The organism is Octadecabacter algicola (assembly GCF_021532625.1).
Taxonomy (GTDB): domain Bacteria; phylum Pseudomonadota; class Alphaproteobacteria; order Rhodobacterales; family Rhodobacteraceae; genus Octadecabacter; species Octadecabacter algicola.
In genome coordinates this window covers 492,427-513,508 of record NZ_JAKGAR010000001.1, presented here as the reverse complement: position 1 = coordinate 513,508, position 21,082 = coordinate 492,427, and the positions used below count along the sequence as shown (strand labels likewise).

Genomic DNA, 21,082 nt, shown 5'->3' with positions numbered 1-21,082 from the left:
CACGTGACCCAATGAAATTGTCACATCGCATCACACATCTCACCCCCTCTGGCTCTGACGGTTGGGAAGTTTTTTACAAAGCCCGCGGTTTGGTCGCACAGGGCGAACCCATCATTGAACTCACCATCGGTGAGCACGATATCCGCACCCATGTCGATATTCTCAATGCGATGAACAAAAGCGCCAAAGGTGGGCATACGGGCTATGCCTCCGTCCCGGGGACACCAGAATTGCGCCGTGCCGTGGCCGAACGAATCCAAGAACGCACCGGCGTTCGCACAACTGCCGAAAACATCCTGATCACACCGGGCGGTCAGGCCGCTTTGTTTGCGACCCATAACGCTGTTTGCGACGAAGGCGATACTGCCCTGTTTATCGACCCGTATTATGCCACCTACCCCGGTACGATCCGCGGCGTTGGTGCCATCCCAAAATCCATCCCCGCGCGCCCCGAAAACGGGTTTCAACCCAGCGCGGCCGACCTCAATGCGAATGCCGCAGGCGCGACAAGCCTGCTGGTTAACACGCCCAACAACCCGACGGGCGCTGTCTATTCCCTCGAAACACTGGCCGCGATCGGGGACACATGTATTGCCAATGATCTTTGGCTGATCTCGGATGAAGTCTATGACACCCAAATCTGGGATGGCACACACATCAGCCCAAGGGCACTGCCCGACATGGCCGAACGGACCTTGGTCGTCGGCTCCATGTCCAAAAGTCACGCGATGACAGGTAGTCGGGTCGGCTGGGTCTGCGGCCCCAAAGAGGTGATCGAACATATGATCAATCTTGCCACCCATACCACCTATGGCGTGCCCGGCTACATCCAAGATGCAGCCCATTTTGCGCTGGGCCAAGGCACCCCACTGGAAGACGAGGTGTCAGCACCGTTTGCCCGCCGCCGTGAAATAACCGAACGTTTGATTGCAACTCAAAACGTGGTCAAAGCCAGCCCGACACAAGGCGCGATGTACGCAATGTTGGACATCCGTGCGACTGGCATGTCGGGTTTCGACTTTGCCAATGACCTTCTCGATACTCATCAAATTGCGACAATGCCCGGCGAAAGCTTTGGCACCTCAGCTGCCGGCCACGTGCGTGTTGCAATGACGGTGGATGATGATCGATACGACATCGCGCTTCATACTTTACTTGATTTCGCAGCCACAAAGGCCAACTAACCGCGCCGCGATTGCCTTTGTTTTACTAATACGTCGGGGCCTGCGGTTGCCCCCCAGCGGATCGGAACGGCACAGCCCGTCCGACGCGAAAGGACGCCGTTATGACCACCTTCAGGGACCTACACAAACCCGGCCAGCCTTTCATCCTTGCCAACGCCTGGGATGCAGGCTCTGCCAAGATGCTAAAATCTCTCGGTGCACAGGCCATCGCCACGAGCTCGGCGGCTCATGCTTTTACACTTGGCCGCCCCGATGGCCTTGGCGTTACCCGCGACGAAGCGCTCGCCCATGCCCAAGACCTCATCGCGGCGACCGGCCTTCCCGTTCAAGGGGATTTTGAAAACGGTTGGGGCGATGATCCTGATGCCGTAGCTGAAACGGTCCGCCTCGCGGGACAAGCAGGTCTTGCAGGCATCTGTATCGAAGACATCAAGCTGCCGACCCCTAATGCATATGATCGTGCTTTTGCGATTGAACGGATCAAAGCCGCAGCCGCAGCGGCCCGCGCTTTGCCAAACGATTTTGTGCTTACAGCCCGCGCCGACGGGATCATGACCCAAGCCTATGACATCGACGAAGCCATCGCCCGCTTGCAGGGATTTGAGGCCGTCGGCGCAGACTGTCTTTATGCACCTGTGCCCAAATCTATCGACGATGTTATCCGCATCTGCGCGTCCGTGACTGCTTCGGTGAATGTTCTGGTCGCGGGCCCAATATACACGGCCGAAACGCTGAAATCATATGGCGCCATGGGGGCTGCTCGGCTCTCGCTCGGGTCTGCGTTGGCACGAGCGACGCACCGCGTGATACATGATGCAGCCCTCGAGATGTTTGGCGGCGGCGCGGCTGAGGGCAGTTTTTCCTTACTTGGGCAGTCAATATCCGGTGATAAGGTGGACGAATTACTCACCTAAGGATTTTTCCAATGATACGATTGTTTGCCGTTTTGGCAGCCCTCTTTGTTACCAACCCACTCATTGCCCAAACCTACCCAGACCGCACAGCCGACGGCGTCAATGATTTCGCCGATATTATCGACGCTGGAACAGAAACTCGCATTGTCGAGAAACTCTCAGACATAGCGGACGATCACGACACTGAAATCGTGATTGTCACCCTCTCATCGGTTCGATTTTACGCTCAGAACACCGCAATCGCTGAGTACGCGACGAACCTGTTTAACACATGGGGAATTGGCGATGCGGATGCTAACACTGGCATCTTGATCCTCGTTTTTCGGGACGATGGCTTGATGCGCATTGAAACCGGCAGTGGGTATGACGCCGCCGCACAAGCGCAGGTCGATCTCGTGGTCTCCGAAGACATTATCGGCCACTTTCGCAACGATGATTTTGCGCAAGGACTGGACGCGGGCGTCGACGGTCTGCTTGCGCGCTTGATCGACCCGCCCGCAGCAAATGACACTGCAACTCCCAAGACAGGCTCCACCGAAAGCTCCGGCAACACCATGTACTACATCCTTGGTGCGATTGCGGCGGGGATAGCAGGCATCGTTGGACTAAACCGACGCAGTGCCGCTAAATTTGCAGCACAGCCTTGTTCCAAGTGTGGCAAAACCGGACTGGAAAAATCTCGTGTCGTTCTTCGCGAACCGACCAATAATGCGGCAGGTGACGGTGAAACTCGGATCACCTGTCCATCTTGTGGCCACGTCGACACCACGCCTTACACCATTTCCAAACTCAAAACCGAAACGCCAAAAGGCGGTGGGAAATCCCAAGGGGGCGGCTCGACCGGCAAATTTTAGCAAAAAACGACTGGGCAGGCCTGTTTGGTCTGCCCAAAAACGACCAAAGGTCGCAAAAGCGATAGAAACACCCCTTTTCTGGGGCAACGCTGAGCACATGAGATGTTTCGATGTAAGCCTTGCAACCAAACCCACACGCGTTTGCGTGACCATTGGGGCACGGCGTGGGCGGGCCGCACGCGGACGCCCTGGCTGGATCTGATCACCCCTTTCAGACCACCAATACAAGGCCATTCACATGAACGATTCTTCACCTTCCCGCCGCCCTTCACGTAGTGGCGGTCGCGCTGCGCGCCACGCAATGCGCGCCGCCCCCCTCACCGAAGACATGCGCCCGATCCGCGCCGGAATGACGGGTGGCACCTATAAACCGCTCAGCGAAGCTGAGGTCCTAAAAATCCACGAAGCCGCGCTGACGGCCCTTGAAACGATAGGCCTTGCGGATGCCCCCGCGTCTGGAGTTGAGATCCTAACGGGTGCTGGCGCGATCCTAGGCGATGATGGGCGCATCCGTTTTCCACGTGCTTTGGTCGAGGATATGCTCGCCAAAGCCTGCAAAGACCTCACGCTTCATGGGCGCGATCCGCGTCACGATCTAGACCTATCTGGCCAACGGGTCCACTATGGGACGGCTGGTGCCGCTGTGAATATCGTCGACGTTGCCGGTAATAATTATCGCGAAAGCACCCTGCAAGATCTGCACGATGCCGCCCGTATTACGGACACATTGGACAACGTACATTTCTTGCAGCGCCCCATGGTTGCGCGCGACATCTCTGACAACTTGGAAATGGATTTGAACACCATCTATGCGTGCTGTTCGGGCACAACGAAACACGTCGGCACCTCGATCTCGGACCCGTCCCATGCGGCTGACTGCCTGCAGATGGCCTACGCGATTGCGGGTGGCGAAGCGAAGTATCGCGAGCGACCGTTCATTTCGATGTCCAACTGTTTCGTTGTCCCGCCGATGAAATTTGCCACCGAAAGCTGCGAAGCTATGGAAATTTGCATCAAGGGCGGCATGCCCGTGTTGTTGCTGTCCGCAGGTATGTCAGGTGCGACGGCCCCATCTACTATTGCAGGCGCGATTACCCAAGCCTGCGCGGAGTGCTTGGCAGGAATTGTTTACGTCAACGCTATTTCACCGGGATATCCCGCTATATTCGGGACATGGCCGTTCGGGTTGGATTTGCGCACTGGCGCGATGACAGTCGGATCGGGCGAACAGGCCCTTCTTTCCGCAGGTTGCGCACAAATGCACGCGTTCTACGGCATCCCTGGTGGTGCAGCGGGGGGCGCCAGCGACAGCAAAATGCCCGACATGCAGGCAGGCTGGGAAGCTATGTGTTCCAATGTCATGGCCGGTCTGGCCGGCTGCAACATGATCTATGAAGCAGCAGGAATGCATGCATCTTTGCTAGGTTTTTGCCACGAAAGCCTAATCCTTGCCGATGATTTGATTGGCCAAGCCCAACGCTGTGTGCGCGGCATTGAAGTCAATGATGAAACACTCGCACTCGATCAAATCGCCGAAGTCTGTATGGGTGGTCCGGGGCATTACCTTGGTACCGATCGCACCCTGTCACATATGGAACGCGATTGCGTCTACCCTGCCCTTGGCAACCGGATGAGCCCGAAAGAATGGGCCGAGAATGATCGCCCTGATTTGATCGAACAGACGATCGCTAAAAAGGAACAAATCCTCGCGACGCGGTCAGCCGCCCGATTTGATCCAGCGTTGGATGCCGAGATACGCGCTAGGTTTAACATCCATCTTCCTGCCTGATCGCCTTGTTGCGCAGGCGTGGACAGGCCACACTGCGCAACAGGTAACGACGGGAATCGAAAATGGCGAAACGGCCCTTGGTCTTTGGCATTGGCCTGCCCCACAGCGGCGGGCAGATTCTGCCAGCCCTGTTTAAGGAAAACGGTTACCAATGGTGCCACCATAAGGGTGGAAAACTGGCTGTTGATCTGGCCTATGCGCAAGCAACCGGTGGCGAGCCGCTCACGAAATGGCCCGATGCTGCCGGATTTTCAGGGATATACCGCACCGACAAACGCCACCTGCCGCCATTGCACCCGAACGACGTTCTAGAATACATGATTGCGCGCTATCCGGACGCCTATTTCATTCACACCCAACGTGATCCCGCCGATTGGATCACATCTCGCTTTCTTGCGGATCAGGGAAATCACCGCGAATCCAGTGCGTGGCATGCCAAGGTTGATGACGGAACGATCCTTGATCATTGGACTTCAGAACACGATGCTCATGCTGCTTTATGCCGCGAACTTTTACGTGGCAGAAGGCGATTTTTAAACTTTAACATCACATCGGATCCGATTGAAAACATTACTGAGTTTTTGCAACGCGACTTCGATCTCGCTCCAATCAGTCCTCAACCGGAATTCGCCGTGGCGGCCAATGACGTGCAAACCGTTATTTCAAAGATTTCAACGCACAGAGCGACCCAATCGAACACCGCAAAGGATTTGAACTTCACCAAACACCTTATTGATTTTGCAGTAGAAACCCGAGGCAAAAATGGAAAATCAAAAGCGCTGAGCGCCAATTCGGTCCACTGGCGTAACGATGGAAGTTTTGCGAACCGTATGGATGACCCTACACCGCTAGTTCAGACAGCGAGCGGAATGGTGCTTACTGATGTCTCAACTGGTTTGGATCGTGTCCAAGGCACCCTGAACGAGATGATTGCCCATGACGTGAAACCGCCCCTGTTTATTGATATGATGGACGCTCGGTTCTTGGGCACGCCGGACAATCGCATGCCGCCACATCGCACAGTCGCTTACAACCGTAGGATCGGGGCAAAGAACATGACACTGTGGCCTTTGCCAGCCTATCACAATCTAGCGCCGACAGGGCAACCCGGCGGCTTTCCCCGCGATGACGTCCCATTTGAAAACAAGGTAGATCGTTGCGTGTGGCTCGGTAATATGACGGGCCGCATGTCACCTGTTCTGACCCCTGAAGGACGCACATTGCGCGGCGTATACGGCATTCGCTCGCAAGCTCTCGATCTGACGCGTACAGACCCTGCATGGGCTGATGTGATCGCCGACCTGATGTGTGTGCCCCGCTATAATCTTGTTAAATCCCTACGCGATCATCCTGATTACGCGGTTGGTCTCGTGCTCCGCGATAAATGGAAACGGTTGGCCAATTCACCTGCCTTTGCCGGCCTATCGGCAGCCAAACGCCCGCGTGAATGGTTCCATCAGTTCCGCTATATCCTGAGTATTTCCGGCAATGACACTGGATCGAACTTCCTCTCAGCGGCGGCGTCTAATTCATTAATATTGAAGGAAGAAGATGGTTGGGAGCTCTTTTATACTGACGCATTCAAACCATGGGTACATTATGTGCCGCTAGAAGAAGGCGCGCAGGATGTGGTTGAAAAACTGGAATGGGCCCGCGCACATCCAACTAAGTCCGCCGCAATGGCCCGCGCGGCGACTGAAGTTTACGACAAACTGGCCGATCCGGATAATCGCGCCGCCCTATTGCGCGGGATTGCGGACTATCTGAACACGTCAGATTGATGGGCGCGACAGCGTTCCGCCACCTACGGCTGCCGCAACGCCTGTCGTGCCTGGGGCCGACGTCGGCAGACCTTTCGCGACCCGAACCGCCAAGTACGCAAAAGCCTGCGCTTCGAGCATATCACCATCGAACCCTGCGTCTTCAATTGGCACGACAAGAGCAGAACAAACCTCCGATAGCATTGCCATCAATACCGGATTTTTGCGCCCGCCGCCTGTGACATAGATCCGGTCTGGGGGATTGGGGCAAGATTTCATACCGCGGGCAACAGAAGCCGCACAAGCCATCGTCAATGTCGCGGCGGCGTCCGCGTCTGACAGGGCCTCGACAGCAGCAACCAGCCCAACGAATGCGTCGCGGTCAAGGGACTTTGGTGGCATTCGGTAGAAATATGAATGGTTCAAAAAGTCATCAACAATGGCTTGATTAACAGTGCCCTTCGCAGCAATTTCACCATCTTTATCATATGCTTGACCAAGCCGCGTCTGCATCAAGTCATTGATCGGCGCATTGGCGGGCCCGGTGTCAAACGCCAACAACGCGCCGTCGCTGTCAGGATGCGGAAGGCTGGGATCAATCCATGTGACGTTCCCCACTCCACCCAGATTAAGGATCGCGATCGGCGTTTTGGCATCCATCTTTTTAGCGAGCGCGAAGTGGTAGAATGGTGCAAGGGGTGCTCCTTCGCCGCCCATTTGAACATCCGCAGTGCGAAAATCCCACACGACGGGTTTGCCCAGTACCTCGGCTAAAATTGCGCCATCGCCCGTTTGGTGGGTGCGTGGTGCCCCTAACAGTCCTTGGGGATCATGGGCCAAAGTTTGCCCGTGAAATCCGACCAGATCCGCCTTCTCAAAACCTGAAAGCACCTGCGCATGAACAGTCTCAACAAGCTCAGACGCATCGGCGATATCATCTTCGGCCCATTTCCCAAGCGCTGCTCGCAGCACATTTTGTTGAGCATTGGTATATGGCAGAAACGCGCTGTCCTTGAATTCAATAATGCGATGGCCATCGGTCACGATCTCGGCGGCATCCACACCGTCTAGCGACGTGCCAGACATGGCCCCAACGACACGGACCTGCTGATCTTTCAACATGCTCTTTCCCTCTGCCCGAACGGACCCTATAGACTGCAGTGAACGCTAGCAGGAACTAACTATGACCTACCATCCCAAATCCGATTTCATCCGTATCATGATCGAGCGCGGCTTTCTCGCCGATTGCACAGATTATCAGGGCTTGGATGACGCTTTCGCGGCAGGCGTGGTTCCGGCCTATATCGGTTTTGATGCAACGGCGAAATCCCTGCACGTTGGGTCGCTGATCCAAATCATGATGCTGCGTTGGCTGCAAAAGACAGGCCACCAACCGATCACGCTGATGGGTGGCGGTACAACAAAAGTCGGCGATCCATCCTTTCGCGCGGATGAGCGCCCCCTGCTGACGCCAGACATGATCGACGAAAACATCGCGGGCATCAAAAAGGTTTTTGCCGCCTATATCGATTACGACAAAGCCGACACGCCTGCGTTGATGCTGAACAATGCTGAATGGTTGGACGATCTGAACTACCTCGATTTCTTGCGCGACATCGGCAAGCATTTCTCGGTCAACCGCATGTTGTCTTTCGAGTCAGTCAAATCGCGTTTGGATCGTGAACAAAGCCTAAGCTTTCTTGAGTTCAACTACATGATCCTTCAGGCCTATGACTTTTTGGAACTGAACCGCCGCTATGGTTGCCTGTTGCAGATGGGCGGGTCTGACCAATGGGGCAACATCGTCAACGGGATCGACCTGACGCGCCGTGTGCTGGATCACGAGATTTATGGCCTGACGTCACCGTTGTTAACCACCAGTGACGGCAAAAAGATGGGCAAATCCCTGTCTGGTGCGATCTGGCTGAACCCTGACATGCTCAGCCCATATGAGTTCTGGCAGTTCTGGCGGAATACGACAGACGCGGATGTCGGTCGTTTCTTGAAACTCTACACCGAACTTCCGGTTGAGGAATGTGATCGTCTGGGTGCGCTTGAAGGCTCCGAGATCAACGATGCCAAGATCGTTTTGGCCAATGAAGTGACCGCGCTACTGCATGGTCGCGAGGCTGCTGATGCGGCTGCACAAACGTCAAAGGAAGTCTTTGAAAAAGGCGGCGTTGGGGACGATTTGCCAACGTTGACCTTGGATGCGGCTGACGTGTCGGATGGCATCTCTATCGTCCAGTTGATCGTGAAATCCGGCCTTGCTGGTAGCGGCAAAGAGGCAAAGCGCCTAATTTCCGAGGGCGGTGCCAAGATGAACGACGAAACATTGGACAACGCAGGCCTTATGGTCAGCGCCGATGATCTGTCGACCCCCGTTAAACTGAGTGCGGGTAAGAAACGCCACGCGCTGGTGACACTAGGTTAACACCGCCAAAACGCCGCCCCCAATCAGCGCGATGACAAGCGCCACCACCGCAATCGCGAGCGGTGTCAGTCGGGGTGCGGGGATATCGGGCAGATGTTTCATGCCCCAATTAACGCGCTGTTAGGTAAAGGGCGCGTTAATTGCGCTTATGACAGCCCTGCAACAATCCCCCGAATTTGCCCGCGCTTTGGCAGCTTACGGCGCAGATATCGCATCGGTAGCCCCTGTCATCCTACGCCGTAGATTTTCACGGTTTGGTCGCGTGATGTTCGCCTCGCGTGCAGTCCCTGACGATGTCGCGGATGGCCCCGTGCAAATCCTGAATGGCGAAACGCCTTGTAAAATTCCCTATCGCGCCGCTGGGTTTCGTCAGATCATGACATCGGCCCATATCGCACAATGGGACCTCACGCGCGGTGACCTTCGGGCGGGCATGTCCGGAAAGTGGCGCAACCGATTGGTAAAAGCAGAGCGCAACGGCCTGCGGATCCGTGAAACCATTTGGGACGGCAGCGCACATCCGATGTTTGCCGCCGCCGAAACATTGGCCCGCAAACGCTGTTACCGCGCCTATCCGACCTTCTTGTTGTCAACGTTTGCCCAGATAAACCCCAACAATGCACTGCTGTTTGAGGCCTATGACCGTGGCACTCTCTGTGCCGCCTGTCTGATCTTGCGTCATGGGCAAACGGCGACCTATCAAACGGCATGGTCCATCCCAACGGGCCAAGCCTTACAGGCTCCGCGCGCCGTGTTATGGGCAGCCGCCAAACGGTTAGCCGCGCTTGGCCATGAGGATTTCGACCTTGGCACCGTTGACACAGACCGCGCCGCAGGGCTGGCTCGGTTCAAGCTTGGAACGGGTGCGGCCCTGCGTCCCCTTGGCGGCACATGGGTTCGATTACGCGCGCCCTAGCCCATCACAGCACTGGCCCCTGCCAGAACGATGGCGTAACAGGTTCTTATCACATCAATACCCGTGAGGCCGACATGCCAGACACCATTCTTTCACGTTGCGAGGCCAAGGGCCTGCGCCTTACCGAACAACGCCGCACGATCGCGAGCGTCTTAGAGGCAGCTGACGATCATCCAGACGTGGAAGAGCTGTTCGCGCGTGCCTCGAATGCTGACCCGCGGATTTCTTTGGCAACGGTCTACCGCACGGTCAAACTGCTTGAAGAATCCGGCATCCTCGACAAACATGACTTCGGCGACGGACGTGCCCGATATGAAACAGCCGACCGCGACCACCATGACCACCTGATCGATCTTCAATCAGGCGAAGTGATCGAGTTCATTGACGCTGAAATCGAAGCCCTACAAGAAAAGATCGCCGACAAGCTCGGCTATGAACTGCGCGGCCACCGTTTAGAGCTGTACGGTGTTAAAAAAGATGGGAACATGGATGTCTAGCAAACGTAAGCTATTGGCGGTCTTGATCGACGCCGACAATGTTAATCCCAAACATGCTGATGCGATTTTGAAGGAAGTCAGCGAAATTGGAGAACCCGCATTGCGCAGGGTATACGGTGATTGGTCATCCGATGGACTAAATGGCTGGTCAAAAGTCATCCCAGAACTAGGTCTTGTCGCCCGACAGGAAACAGCAAACACGAAACAAAAAAACGCAAGTGATATTGGCCTAGTTATTGACGCCATGGATATCCTGCATGGCGGACGTTTTGACGGCTTTGTTTTGGTGTCTTCGGATAGCGATTTCACGGCATTGGCCAACCGACTTCGGGAAGACGGCCAAGAAGTGATCGGAATAGGAGAAGCAAAGACACCAAAGTCACTTCGAAATGTTTGCAATCGTTTTATACTCATTGAGAACATTATCGCTGTCCCTACGAGTGACGGCGATGATCAATCCACGGAGTCCAAAAAGCACCTTCCTCCACCAGTAAAGGCTCTACCTTTATTCAAAGCGGCTATCGGTAAGATCGACAGCCAAGACGGATGGTACCCACTTTCAACAGTCGGCAGCCGAATAAACGCCCTTCATCCCGACTTTGATCCGCGCAGCTATGGTCATGCCAAACTGTCTTCGCTCGTCAAAATGCTCAATGGCATCGAGACCAAGCAAGTTGGAACCCATCTACAAATCAGGTTGAAGTCCTGATGGGAAATCTAAAGGGCGCGGCCTTGATGACGTTCTCCATGCTGGCGTTCGCCATCGAGGATGTGTTGATTAAGCTGTTGGATGATCGTGTCCCTGCAGGGCAGATCGTTACTGTGATGGGCGCTGGTGCCGCTCTGGCTTTTGCGGTTTGGTTTTTGAAGCAACGCACGCCTGTCTTTGTTGCGGCTCATAAAAACCCACGCGTTCTGCAGCGTACGATGTTTGACGTTCTTGGGACGATGTTTTTCATCTCAGCACTGGTTCGCATGGATTTGTCCCTTTTATCAGCCATCATTCAAGCCACGCCACTTGTTGTCGCAATCGGCGGCGTTTTGTTCTTGGGCCAGACTGTCGGTTGGCGACGTTGGTCAGCTATTCTGATCGGGTTTGGCGGCGTCTTATTGATTATCCGCCCCGGTGTGGACGGCATGTCAGGCACCATGATCCTCGGCATTGTGGGAATGATCTGCCTTGCAGCGCGCGACCTTGCGACGCGCGCGGTTAATGTCGACATCTCTGGGCCTCATATGGCTTTGCATGCCTTCATCGCGCTGATCCCCGCTGGCCTGTTGTTGTGTTGGATTGACGGGGACGCACTGGTTGTCCCAAAGCTCAGCGATACCCTTATCCTTCTGGCATGCGTGTTTATCGTTCTGGCCGCATACCTGAGCATCGTCGCGGCGACTCGCACAGGCGATGCGGCATTTATTTCGATGTTCCGCTATACTCGGATGGTTTTCGCACTGATGCTGGGGATGACGATCCTCGGCGAACGTCCCGATACAATGACCTTAATCGGGGTCTCCATCGTTATTGGTGCTGGTGTCTTTACGTTCCTACGCGAAGCCCGCCAAGCGGCCAAATTGCGCCGCCCTTCCCAAGCGTTACATGACCCGTTATAGGGTTCGTAACGAACCAATTGTTTGCGCTAACATTTCCAAAGGAAAACGCCATGAGCACCATCATCGACATTCACGCCCGCGAAATCCTCGACTCCCGAGGCAATCCGACGGTTGAAGTAGATGTAACACTGGAAGACGGCACAATGGGCCGCGCTGCAGTTCCATCAGGCGCATCGACAGGCGTCCACGAAGCGGTTGAAAAGCGCGACGGCGACAAAGCCCGCTACAAAGGCAAAGGCGTGCTGGAAGCCGTCGAAGCCGTCAACGGCGAGATTGCAGAAACCATCCTCGGGTTTGATGCAACAGAACAAGTTGCTATCGACATGGCGATGATTGAACTGGACGGCACAGACAACAAAGGCCGTTTGGGCGCGAATGCGATTTTGGGCGTCTCTATGGCCGTTGCCAAGGCTGCAGCAGATTTCACAGCTCAGCCGTTGTTCCGCTACATCGGCGGCACCGCAGCACGCGTTCTGCCCGTTCCGATGATGAACATCATCAACGGCGGCGAACATGCCGACAACCCGATCGACATCCAAGAATTCATGATCATGCCGGTCTCTGCGAGCAACGTTAAAGAAGCCATCCGCATGGGATCCGAAGTGTTCCACACCCTTAAGGCTGAATTGTCTGCGGCAGGCTATTCCACAGGTATCGGCGATGAAGGTGGCTTTGCCCCGAACATCAACTCCACCCGTGATGCCCTTGATTTCATTCTGAAAGCCATCGACAAAGCTGGCTATAAATCTGGCGAAGACATCTACCTCGCACTCGATTGTGCTGCGACAGAATACTACAAAGATGGCAAGTACGAGATGAAGGGCGAAGGCGCTTCCCTGACATCCGAAGAAAACGTCGACTACCTTGCGGCGCTTTGCGATGACTACCCGATCATTTCTATTGAAGACGGCATGTCCGAGGATGACTGGGATGGTTGGGCTGCCCTGACCGCCCGTCTTGGCGATAAGATCCAGCTGGTCGGTGACGATTTGTTCGTAACCAACCCTGCCCGTCTTGCAATGGGGATCGAGCAGAAGTCCGCGAACTCCATGCTGGTCAAAGTGAACCAGATCGGCACGCTGACCGAAACACTTACCGCCGTAGATATGGCGCACCGTGCGCGGTTCACAAACGTGATGTCCCACCGTTCCGGTGAAACCGAGGACGCGACAATCGCCGACCTCGCTGTCGCGACAAACTGTGGCCAGATCAAAACGGGCTCCCTGTCCCGCTCTGACCGTTTGGCCAAATATAACCAGCTGATCCGCATCGAAGAAATGCTGGAAGAAACAGCCGTGTATGCTGGTCGTTCCATCTTGCGCTAAGTCGCGACACTTAAGACACAAGGCCCTCGCAGATTGCGGGGGCCTTTTTTGTACGCAGCCCTTGGCCTACCGAGCGAACCCGCCTAGCCTGCCCCTATGACCGCAGATGAAATCATTACCGCCCTCGACCTCTCGCCGCACCCCGAAGGCGGCTATTTTCGCCAAACGTGGGTGGACGAAACATCAGACGGCCGCCCGTCCGGAACCTGTATCTATTTTCTGCTAAAGAACGGCGAGACCAGTCATTGGCACCGTGTCGATGCGGTTGAAATCTGGCTTTACCATGCGGGCGCACCTCTTGTTCTTAGTATGTCCCAAACGGACAATGGGCCAAAGACCGAAACCCGACTTGGACCCGACATCAGCTCAGGTGAACGCCCACAAGCGATCGTACCAAAAGATGCGTGGCAAGCAGCCCGCACAACTGGCGATTGGACGTTGGTGAGTTGCACCGTGAGCCCAGGATTTTCGTTTGAGGGCTTTATCCTCGCCGAACCGGACTTCGACATTCCCTAAACGCCGCGGGCCGACCTGTGGATCAGATCAGCAACATATCCTCGTCAAAGATGGAAAGGCTGACGTCTTTGAAGAGCACGTTGACGTCACCCGCCGTGAACACCACGTCTGCATTGTCTTGAAAGAAAGCCGCCTGAGCCACAGAGAGCTCGCTGAACTCGAAATCGGAGATATCAATGGTATCCCAAGCCTCGAGGTCCATAACGGTGTCGTTTCCAACGTCCAGTTTCTCAAACACAAAAATATCAGCCCCAAACCCACCAATCTTAACGTCGTCACCAATGCCTCCGGACAACTTGTCACCAGCGGCGGAGCTTCGCATCCAGTCTTCAAGTAGATCGGATGTTTTGGAGCGGAATTCGGAGGATTGTGCAAAGCCTTGCACAACCTCGACCCGTGCAGCCCCATCGTCGAGATCGCCGGTCCAACGTGCTAGACCAGCGACATCCGCCTCCCGCCCGAGGACGTTCTGGTACAACAGTTCCACGAAATCCGAGCTGTTGAGATCATCGCCAAAGCGTTTCTGGAATTCACGCGAACCGACAAAACCTTTGGCAACATCCAGGTAATCAACACCCGAGCCGAGTCTCTCAGACCAATTCATCATACCAAGGGAGTCCGGCGTACGATTGAGCGTGGCCTGATACAGACGGAAAACATCGTCCGTCCAGATCTGTTGTGTGTTGCCTTGAGCGAACTCATTTGCATCCGCATTTGTGTTGTTCTTGAATTCTTTACTATTTGAGAACCCAAGGACGACCTGAGCCCGAGATGTCCCGCCTTCGAGGCGATCAACCCAAGACCCAAGTCCGGTGTCATCGGCCGCCCGATCCAGCACGTTTTCGTAAAGCAACTCAACGAAATCAGTATTCGCAAGATCGCCGTAAGCGGTTTGGAATTCGGCAGAATTCACGAAGCCATTGGCCGCCTGCAAGAGTGTGATTTCGTCCGTTGCCAGACGTGTCGTCCAGTTCTGATGGCCGTTGGCGTCCGGTGCGCGATCAAGAGTTGCTTGGTACAACCGGTAAATCTGCGCTGCTGTGTCCGCGAAATGATGTACCGGCAGAACGTCACCAATCAGGACGTCGTCTCCTAGCCCGCCGTCCAATTGATCACGGCCAGCCAAACCGATCAACACATCGTTGCCAACTTCTCCCGAAATCCTATTGTCGAACTCGTCACCGACCAAAACATCCCTGCCGGATGTACCTTCCACCACAGCTTCTTCGGCAACGACAAAGCTACCGGCCACTTCTGCAGTGCCTGCATTGAAGCCGAAACGATCCTCGAACACATCCATGGACAACAGATCAACTTCGCCATCCAGCCGCAAAAGCGGACCAAAGGACAAGCTGGTTTCATATCCGACATCCAAGAACGGCAAACCGGCGGTGAAATCGAGATGCGCCTTAAGCAGATCAAGCGTGTAGCCGACATTCAATGCGACTTCCGTGTCATTGAAGAATTCTGCCGTCGGGGTCAGGCCGAGCGTATAGTCGATCTGGCCGTTGTTGTTGGTATCAACAAGGTCCGAGGCATCCTCGAATACAATTTCGCCCGCGCCATTGGCTGAGAACTCGCCCGTCGTGCCGTCCTCAAACACAACCGTGTATGCGACATCATCGATGGAAAGGGCAAAATCCTGTCGGAATCCGGCACCTGCACGGATGTCCAAATCGGCCAGCTCAAAACCGAATTCAAGGTTGAAGTACTCCTTGATCGCATCGATGCCCTCCTTGGTTTCTTCCTTGTCCGCGTCCTTTTCGGATTCGGTTTTGTCATCGTCGTTCTTGTCACTGCTTTCAAATAGGTCGAACAAGTTCAGGCTAAGATCGAGAGGGTTAATGGTGCTCTCAGGGGTGTTGCCCAATGCGACGTTGATGACAGTCGCAATCAGTTGGTCCACGTCTAGATTAACCTGGAAAATGTTGTCGGATTTACCTTGGGCGACAAAGAATCCAAATTCACCCTTATTCGGGTCATCAAGCCCGGAAAGGTCATCAGAGATCGAGTTAATATGGAGAAGAGATCCATCTGAACGTTGTTCGATGACAAGGATCGGCACATAGCCGTCACCGTCTTCGTCGTAATCCCCACCGATGCTTTCTAGTACCGCTTCGAGAGCGTCAACGATTGCAGTTCCAAGGTCATCCCCGAACAGCTCCGTTGAGGCACCATTTTCTGCAAGTATTTTCTTAAACTCTTCACCGTATTCCAGACGCAAGTCGATCAGATCAAGGATAACTTCAGCGATCTGGTCGAGGCTGGTTCCTGTAACGTCTTCGTAGAATGCCGCGTCGAAATCAGTTTCTTTGCCTTCTGTCTGGATAGACGGAGAGTTGAATTCAAACGAGATGATATCGCCCAAAAATCCGGGTGGTGAGAACTCCAGTCCAAAATCGGTGCTGTCGAAATCGATAAGCGGTACAATGCCATCCAACTGAACCGTTTCGGTGAACGTGGCTGGGGCATTTCCATCGGGGAAGTCGAGGATCTCGATGCTTGCGAACTTGGCGTAAATGTCCGTCAGGAATTCAAATGTCGCACCGGCATTGTAGGCAAGTCCTGCAAAGAAGGTGATATTCGGGCTGGCTGTTTCAAAGGCGATACTTTCGCCCGTCGTATCATTCGTAATCGTCGGAGCGATTGTGAAAGTGTTCGAGACGACGTCATAGGCGGCATTCGATGTGAGCATGAAATCGATGTCGGTATCCACGGAGCCGCCATCCATCGCGAAGTCAATCAGCAACCCCGCTTGCATGTAAGAGTCGACCTTAACCTCGACTTCGGCTTTCAGATTGCTGTCCGTCAGAGTGTTGAACGCAGTTTGGCTGAGTTCAAGAATTGCGGCATAGCCTTCAGTTCCGAATATTTCGATATCTTTTGCCGTCACCAATGCCTGCGCCGCGGCCAAGTCAGCGGTCGCGATGGCCAGGTCCGCGAGGTCGGGTCTGTCATTCAGGAAGAACCCGTCATCCCGCATCGCGTTAAGGGCGTCTTCACGCTCATAATAGGTGTCGAAATATGCAGTATAGGCATCGTCAGTTGCCTTTTCCAAAGCCGCTTTTGCGGCGTCCCCACCGGCATCTGTATATTCCTTGAGCTTGTCGGCAACGTCATCGATTGCGTCATTTAAGCGTTGGTTTTCAACCCGCCAATCGTCCAGCGCATCGTCCAAATCTTTTTGGGCGTCATCTACTTTGTCCTGCGCGACGTTAAACGCCCTTGTCGCGTCGTTAAAGGTATCATCAAGGGCATCCTTAAGGGCGTCTAATTCAATGTTTGCCTTGCGTAGATCGTCGGCAAATTTGTCTACGTCGCTTTGTTTAGAGGATCGGCTCGCGACGGCCTTGTCGTAGGCTGATTTCTGTGACTTCAACGTGCTTATTTTATTGACCCAATATTTGTAATCTGAGTCATCAATCCAAGCATATCCGTAGGCCAGAGTTTTGGCCGATTCATAGGTCGCAAGCTCGGCGTAATAGGCGACATCACCCACCAAATTGCCAAGCCAATCCCCCACATCGTCGATAACGGCGACCACATCTGCCAGAACGTCTTTTGCGCCATTCAGAGCGCTTTCAATACCATCAATCGCCCCATCCTTGTCGGTGATCGCCTTGCGGGCCAGCGAAACCGCGCCATTGGCACCGTTCAGTGCGTAATCGGCAACATTGAGCGCTTCTACCGCCGTTCTGTTCGCTGCGTAGGCCACATTATAGGCGGTTAAGGCTGCGGCTTTGGCGACCTCCGCCAGACCCTTTTCAACCTCCGCAGCCCTATACAAGCCAACCAGTTCATTAATCGCGCTACTGGCAGCCTCTGCGGCGTAATACGCAGTCAGGTCCAACGCCAATTCGGCGCTTTTGCCTGTATACGTCAGGATGTGCTCTTCTTTGTCGAACGCTCTGTCTCGGTCGGCGACAAGCAGGGCCAGTTCATCTTCGGCTTCATCAAGGTTTTCTTGGTTGCGGTTAACTTCGGCTTGCAACGCTGCTTTGGCGTCGTTGATCGCGCCAGAGAGGCTTTCTGCAGCGTCAAAGTCGATGTCGACAGGAACCAGTTGTTCAAAATTGTGAACATCCTGCAGAAGATCTGCCGCAGTCATTGCGCTAAAAGATATACTGCCCGCGCCTTCGTTACCGCTGTCGACATGCTGGAAAACAGCCTCGCTCGCGCCGCCGATAACTTTGATCTGCGCAGTTTTGGTTTCTTCAACGCCCGCGTCGTCAACCACAACATATGTGATCGTAAACATGTCCTCTACGTCCCGCGCAAGGTAGTCGTAGGTGCCCTCAGAGTCGTATTTGATACGACCGTCGTCAATTGTGACCTTGCCCGTACCCGATGCTAGGGTTGCGGACTTAACATCATACTGTGTGATCTCGCCGCCGATGATCGGGATGTATTCAACCCAGTCCAGCGTTTCCGCTTCGCCGCTTTGCCACATACTTTGGTTATCGGAAGAAACTCGGACGGTTTGCGGTGCAGTCGACATAATAATTCCTAGCAATAGTCAATTAAGATGGAATCCCGTAAATGGCCGGAGAGGATTAGCTACTAAAAGCGTAGTTGCGTCAGGTCGTTTGAAATTGCAAAAAACCGCGTTCTGGCAAAGGAACATAAAACCTTTTTTTCGAACGCTTTTTGACACGCGCTGGGATCAAAAACCCCTAGTGCGCCAATCCTCCCCAATCAGGTTTGAAATGATTCCCCAGTTCAATATTGACGTAACGATAACTTAGTCGTTTGCTGCGGGCATGATGCATATGTACTAAACCGCTTGCGAAGAGTCTGATTTTCTTGCCCCATTTCAATTCTCGGGACCGGAAGAATAGCTGATATAGTCGCGAAACCCTTCAGGAGCACAGCTGTGTAATGTCGAATAATTCGAAACAAAAAGAACAAGCTTTGATCCAATCCATTGGCGATTTGGTCGCGGCACCTGAAAACTACGATAGTTTCATCAAGATTTGGCAAGAAATCATCCGTGAGCAACAAGGACCTTCGCAGGCCACCCCCGATACATTTGAACAAATCAATAAGGCAGCAGAGCGGGCGTTGGTGGCCCTAACGAACGAAGACAACTCTCTCTCGAATACCCAACGCGGACCTATCACGCTGCAACGGATCGAAGAGCCTGCATTCTTGCTGAACGCGAACGGGGGCATTGTAGATCTTAACGATTTCGCCTGGGAGAGGTACCGCCTCGACGCCGGTCAGTCGATTTTGGATATCCCTCTTGAGTTCTTCGAGCCGCGTGTTTTGCATGATGCGTTAAAACAGCTCGCTCAAACGGATCAGCCCAATACAAGTCATTCGATGGTCCGGTGTTACGACCCCGCCACCAAAACAACGTCGACCGTCATGTTGGTTACAATGCGGTCAGACACGGCATTGGACTCTCAACTACTGTTGATCGTGAACACAGGCAAAGGCGCTGAACAATCTGCACGATTACTGACAGACGGATGCGGCCTGACCCAGATGGAAAACGCCCTGTTGTTCTCTTTTCTTAAGGGCCGGACACTGACCGATATCGCCGAACAACGAAACCGCTCGTTGCCGACGATAAGAAACCAAATGCAATCCATCCTCAGCAAAACGGGGTGCAACAGCCAAAGCGAACTAATGCGCCTGTCGTTCAGCTTGTCTGACCTTATGGCAAGCCTCCTGCCAGTCATCGAGGATTCACAGCGGGCAAATCGCACCGAGCTCGCCTTCTTGCGCCCTGATGGACGGATTGTTGATGTAACGGTGACCGGTGCTAAACAGGGCCGACTTGTCATTTCGTTACCCAGCATTTTCGGCCATTGCTCTACGCCGCAACTTGAGGCCGCGCAGTTTGAAGCGGGCATCAAAATGGTGAGCGTCGCCCTACCTGGCATGGGCAAAACCGATGTCGCTCCTATGGGGGTTGACCTAATTGATTGTATCGCAGGCGACATTCAAGCAGTGGTCCAACAATTGCAGGCCGATGACTTTATTCTCCTGGGCCGCGCATCGACATCATCGCTCATCTTTCAACTCTGCGCGCGGATGCCAGATCGGATATCAAAAGCGATCGTCGTTAATGGGGTCTTTCCTGCAACCTTTGTCGATGATGACAACGTTGCGGGATCATGGGCGCGGTCGCTGATGAATGCGTCAATGAAATCAGAAAGTGTTGCGAAGCTTATTTTGAGGTCAGGGCGCAGACTAATGCGTATGATTGGCGCCAAAGCATTCCTGAGACAGATGTATGCCAAGTCCCCGTCCGACGTTGCAATTCTAAACGACCCTCACGTCATCAAAAGTATTGAGCAAGGTGTGCAAATGGTCACTCATCAGGGTTTCGACGCGGGTAGCCACGATATGACCCGCGCGTTCTGGGATTGGACGGACACTGTCAAAGACTGCCCAAAGCAAGTTACTCTAATTCAGGGGACCGAAGACCCAAATGTCCCGATCCAGACCTCTCGAACGTTTGCCCTGAGATTTCCTGATCAATGTGAACTCATTGAAATCAACGGCGGCGGACTACTAAGTTTTTCTCATGTAGAGCCACTGATCGAACAAATATTGGCGCGAAGAGAGCTTAGTGAAGTTGGTTAACCACCCAACAGTCCGCCAAGTCGCATTACCGCTCAATACGACGCCCAACTCTATTCAGCTATCTAAGTTAGAATATTCATGTCGAGACTTCGCACGCCCCTAAACTCACGAAGCGCAGAACCGATATGCTCGAACGCTGTGCATCGCTCTGTGACACACGCAGCCACGATTGATGCGATGTACTCGCCGCCGCAGGTTGCCATACGGCAACCGTTCACCGCGCTTTTCTCCTGCCACTCTCGCGTCATGTGCCAGCCGATGTATCTATCCGTGTAACGTGACGCGGTTACTTCAAAAGCGTTCCCTGACATATGTCGAAGGCCCCATCCTTTCGCTTCTGCTAAGCTCGCGAATACCTAATATGATTTTCTGTCCCATCACCGTTAAAATTGACTTACTCAGTGTCGGTGGTGGCATTGATGTACCAAATACTCAACGCGGGATGATTGTCGGTAAGGTAAAAATCTGCATGGTGAAACCGGCTCAAAGCGGGCATTGGCCGTGCGATCAAAACACACTGCAGCTCGCGACAGTCTGGCATAGCGCAAAGGCTCGATAGCTGGTCTCAAATCAAATCGGCCGCACTGGTTCCTTGGTTTGCTCAAAACATGTGGAACCAAGTTTGCTGACGCTGCCGCAGAGCTTTAACATCCAAAAGTGCTAGGTTTGATCTTCGGCAAGTCCAGCG

The 21,082-nt window shown here is 54.0% G+C and carries 15 protein-coding genes; 13 read left to right on the top strand and 2 right to left on the bottom strand.

The annotated features are described in order from the left end of the window. The first annotated feature begins 11 nt into the window (after window positions 1-11). From L0666_RS02465 to L0666_RS02445, 5 genes are all read left to right on the top strand, one after another. On the top strand, window positions 12-1,184 hold the full coding sequence (locus tag L0666_RS02465) for a pyridoxal phosphate-dependent aminotransferase (protein ID WP_235257991.1): 1,173 nt from the start codon (window positions 12-14) through the stop codon (window positions 1,182-1,184). Window positions 1,185-1,285: 101 nt separating this feature from the next. Then, window positions 1,286-2,098: an isocitrate lyase/PEP mutase family protein gene (locus L0666_RS02460; protein WP_235257989.1), complete on the top strand. Its 813-nt coding sequence runs from the start codon at window positions 1,286-1,288 to the stop codon at window positions 2,096-2,098. An 11-nt stretch (window positions 2,099-2,109) separates the two neighbouring features. Further along, window positions 2,110-2,952: a TPM domain-containing protein gene (locus tag L0666_RS02455; protein ID WP_235257987.1), complete on the top strand. Its 843-nt coding sequence runs from the start codon at window positions 2,110-2,112 to the stop codon at window positions 2,950-2,952. A 238-nt stretch (window positions 2,953-3,190) separates the two neighbouring features. Continuing rightward, a complete protein-coding gene (locus L0666_RS02450; protein WP_235257979.1) occupies window positions 3,191-4,741 on the top strand; it encodes a trimethylamine methyltransferase family protein in 1,551 nt (516 codons plus the stop codon). A 62-nt stretch (window positions 4,742-4,803) separates the two neighbouring features. Then, the gene (locus tag L0666_RS02445) at window positions 4,804-6,522 is read left to right on the top strand and encodes a glycosyl transferase family 90 (RefSeq protein WP_235257977.1); all 1,719 of its coding nucleotides are present in this window, start codon (window positions 4,804-4,806) and stop codon (window positions 6,520-6,522) included. Here the strand turns inward: L0666_RS02445 and L0666_RS02440 are convergent. Further along, window positions 6,514-7,623, bottom strand: a complete 1,110-nt coding sequence (locus L0666_RS02440; protein WP_235257975.1) for an anhydro-N-acetylmuramic acid kinase — start codon at window positions 7,621-7,623, stop codon at window positions 6,514-6,516. The two genes, L0666_RS02445 and L0666_RS02440, sit on opposite strands and share 9 nt — an antisense overlap. A gap of 61 nt (window positions 7,624-7,684) precedes the next feature. Between L0666_RS02440 and tyrS the strand changes: the two genes are divergently transcribed. The 7 genes from tyrS (at window position 7,685) to L0666_RS02405 (ending at window position 13,800) form a co-directional block, all read left to right on the top strand. Beyond that, window positions 7,685-8,935, top strand: a complete 1,251-nt coding sequence (gene tyrS / locus L0666_RS02435; RefSeq protein ID WP_235257973.1) for a tyrosine--tRNA ligase — start codon at window positions 7,685-7,687, stop codon at window positions 8,933-8,935. 148 nt (window positions 8,936-9,083) lie between these two features. Further along, window positions 9,084-9,851: a GNAT family N-acetyltransferase gene (locus L0666_RS02430; RefSeq protein ID WP_235257971.1), complete on the top strand. Its 768-nt coding sequence runs from the start codon at window positions 9,084-9,086 to the stop codon at window positions 9,849-9,851. Between the two features lie 74 nt (window positions 9,852-9,925). Then, window positions 9,926-10,348 (top strand): Fur family transcriptional regulator, encoded by a 423-nt coding sequence (locus L0666_RS02425; protein WP_235259543.1) that lies wholly within the window; start codon window positions 9,926-9,928, stop codon window positions 10,346-10,348. Continuing rightward, a complete protein-coding gene (locus L0666_RS02420; protein WP_235257969.1) occupies window positions 10,341-11,057 on the top strand; it encodes an NYN domain-containing protein in 717 nt (238 codons plus the stop codon). The genes L0666_RS02425 and L0666_RS02420 overlap by 8 nt, the downstream gene beginning before the upstream one ends. Then, window positions 11,057-11,959: a DMT family transporter gene (locus tag L0666_RS02415; RefSeq protein WP_235257967.1), complete on the top strand. Its 903-nt coding sequence runs from the start codon at window positions 11,057-11,059 to the stop codon at window positions 11,957-11,959. The genes L0666_RS02420 and L0666_RS02415 overlap by 1 nt, the downstream gene beginning before the upstream one ends. A 50-nt stretch (window positions 11,960-12,009) precedes the next feature. Continuing rightward, a complete protein-coding gene (gene eno / locus L0666_RS02410) occupies window positions 12,010-13,284 on the top strand; it encodes a phosphopyruvate hydratase (RefSeq protein ID WP_235257965.1) in 1,275 nt (424 codons plus the stop codon). A gap of 96 nt (window positions 13,285-13,380) precedes the next feature. Further along, window positions 13,381-13,800, top strand: coding sequence for a cupin domain-containing protein (locus L0666_RS02405; protein WP_235257963.1), 420 nt, complete (start codon window positions 13,381-13,383; stop codon window positions 13,798-13,800). Window positions 13,801-13,822: 22 nt separating this feature from the next. On the opposite strand, the gene L0666_RS02400 is transcribed toward L0666_RS02405, so the two are convergent. Then, a complete protein-coding gene (locus tag L0666_RS02400; protein WP_235257960.1) occupies window positions 13,823-18,298 on the bottom strand; it encodes a DUF4214 domain-containing protein in 4,476 nt (1,491 codons plus the stop codon). Window positions 18,299-18,678: 380 nt separating this feature from the next. Between L0666_RS02400 and L0666_RS02395 the strand changes: the two genes are divergently transcribed. Beyond that, on the top strand, window positions 18,679-20,394 hold the full coding sequence (locus L0666_RS02395; protein ID WP_235257958.1) for a bifunctional helix-turn-helix transcriptional regulator/alpha/beta hydrolase: 1,716 nt from the start codon (window positions 18,679-18,681) through the stop codon (window positions 20,392-20,394). Window positions 20,395-21,082 lie beyond the last annotated feature (688 nt).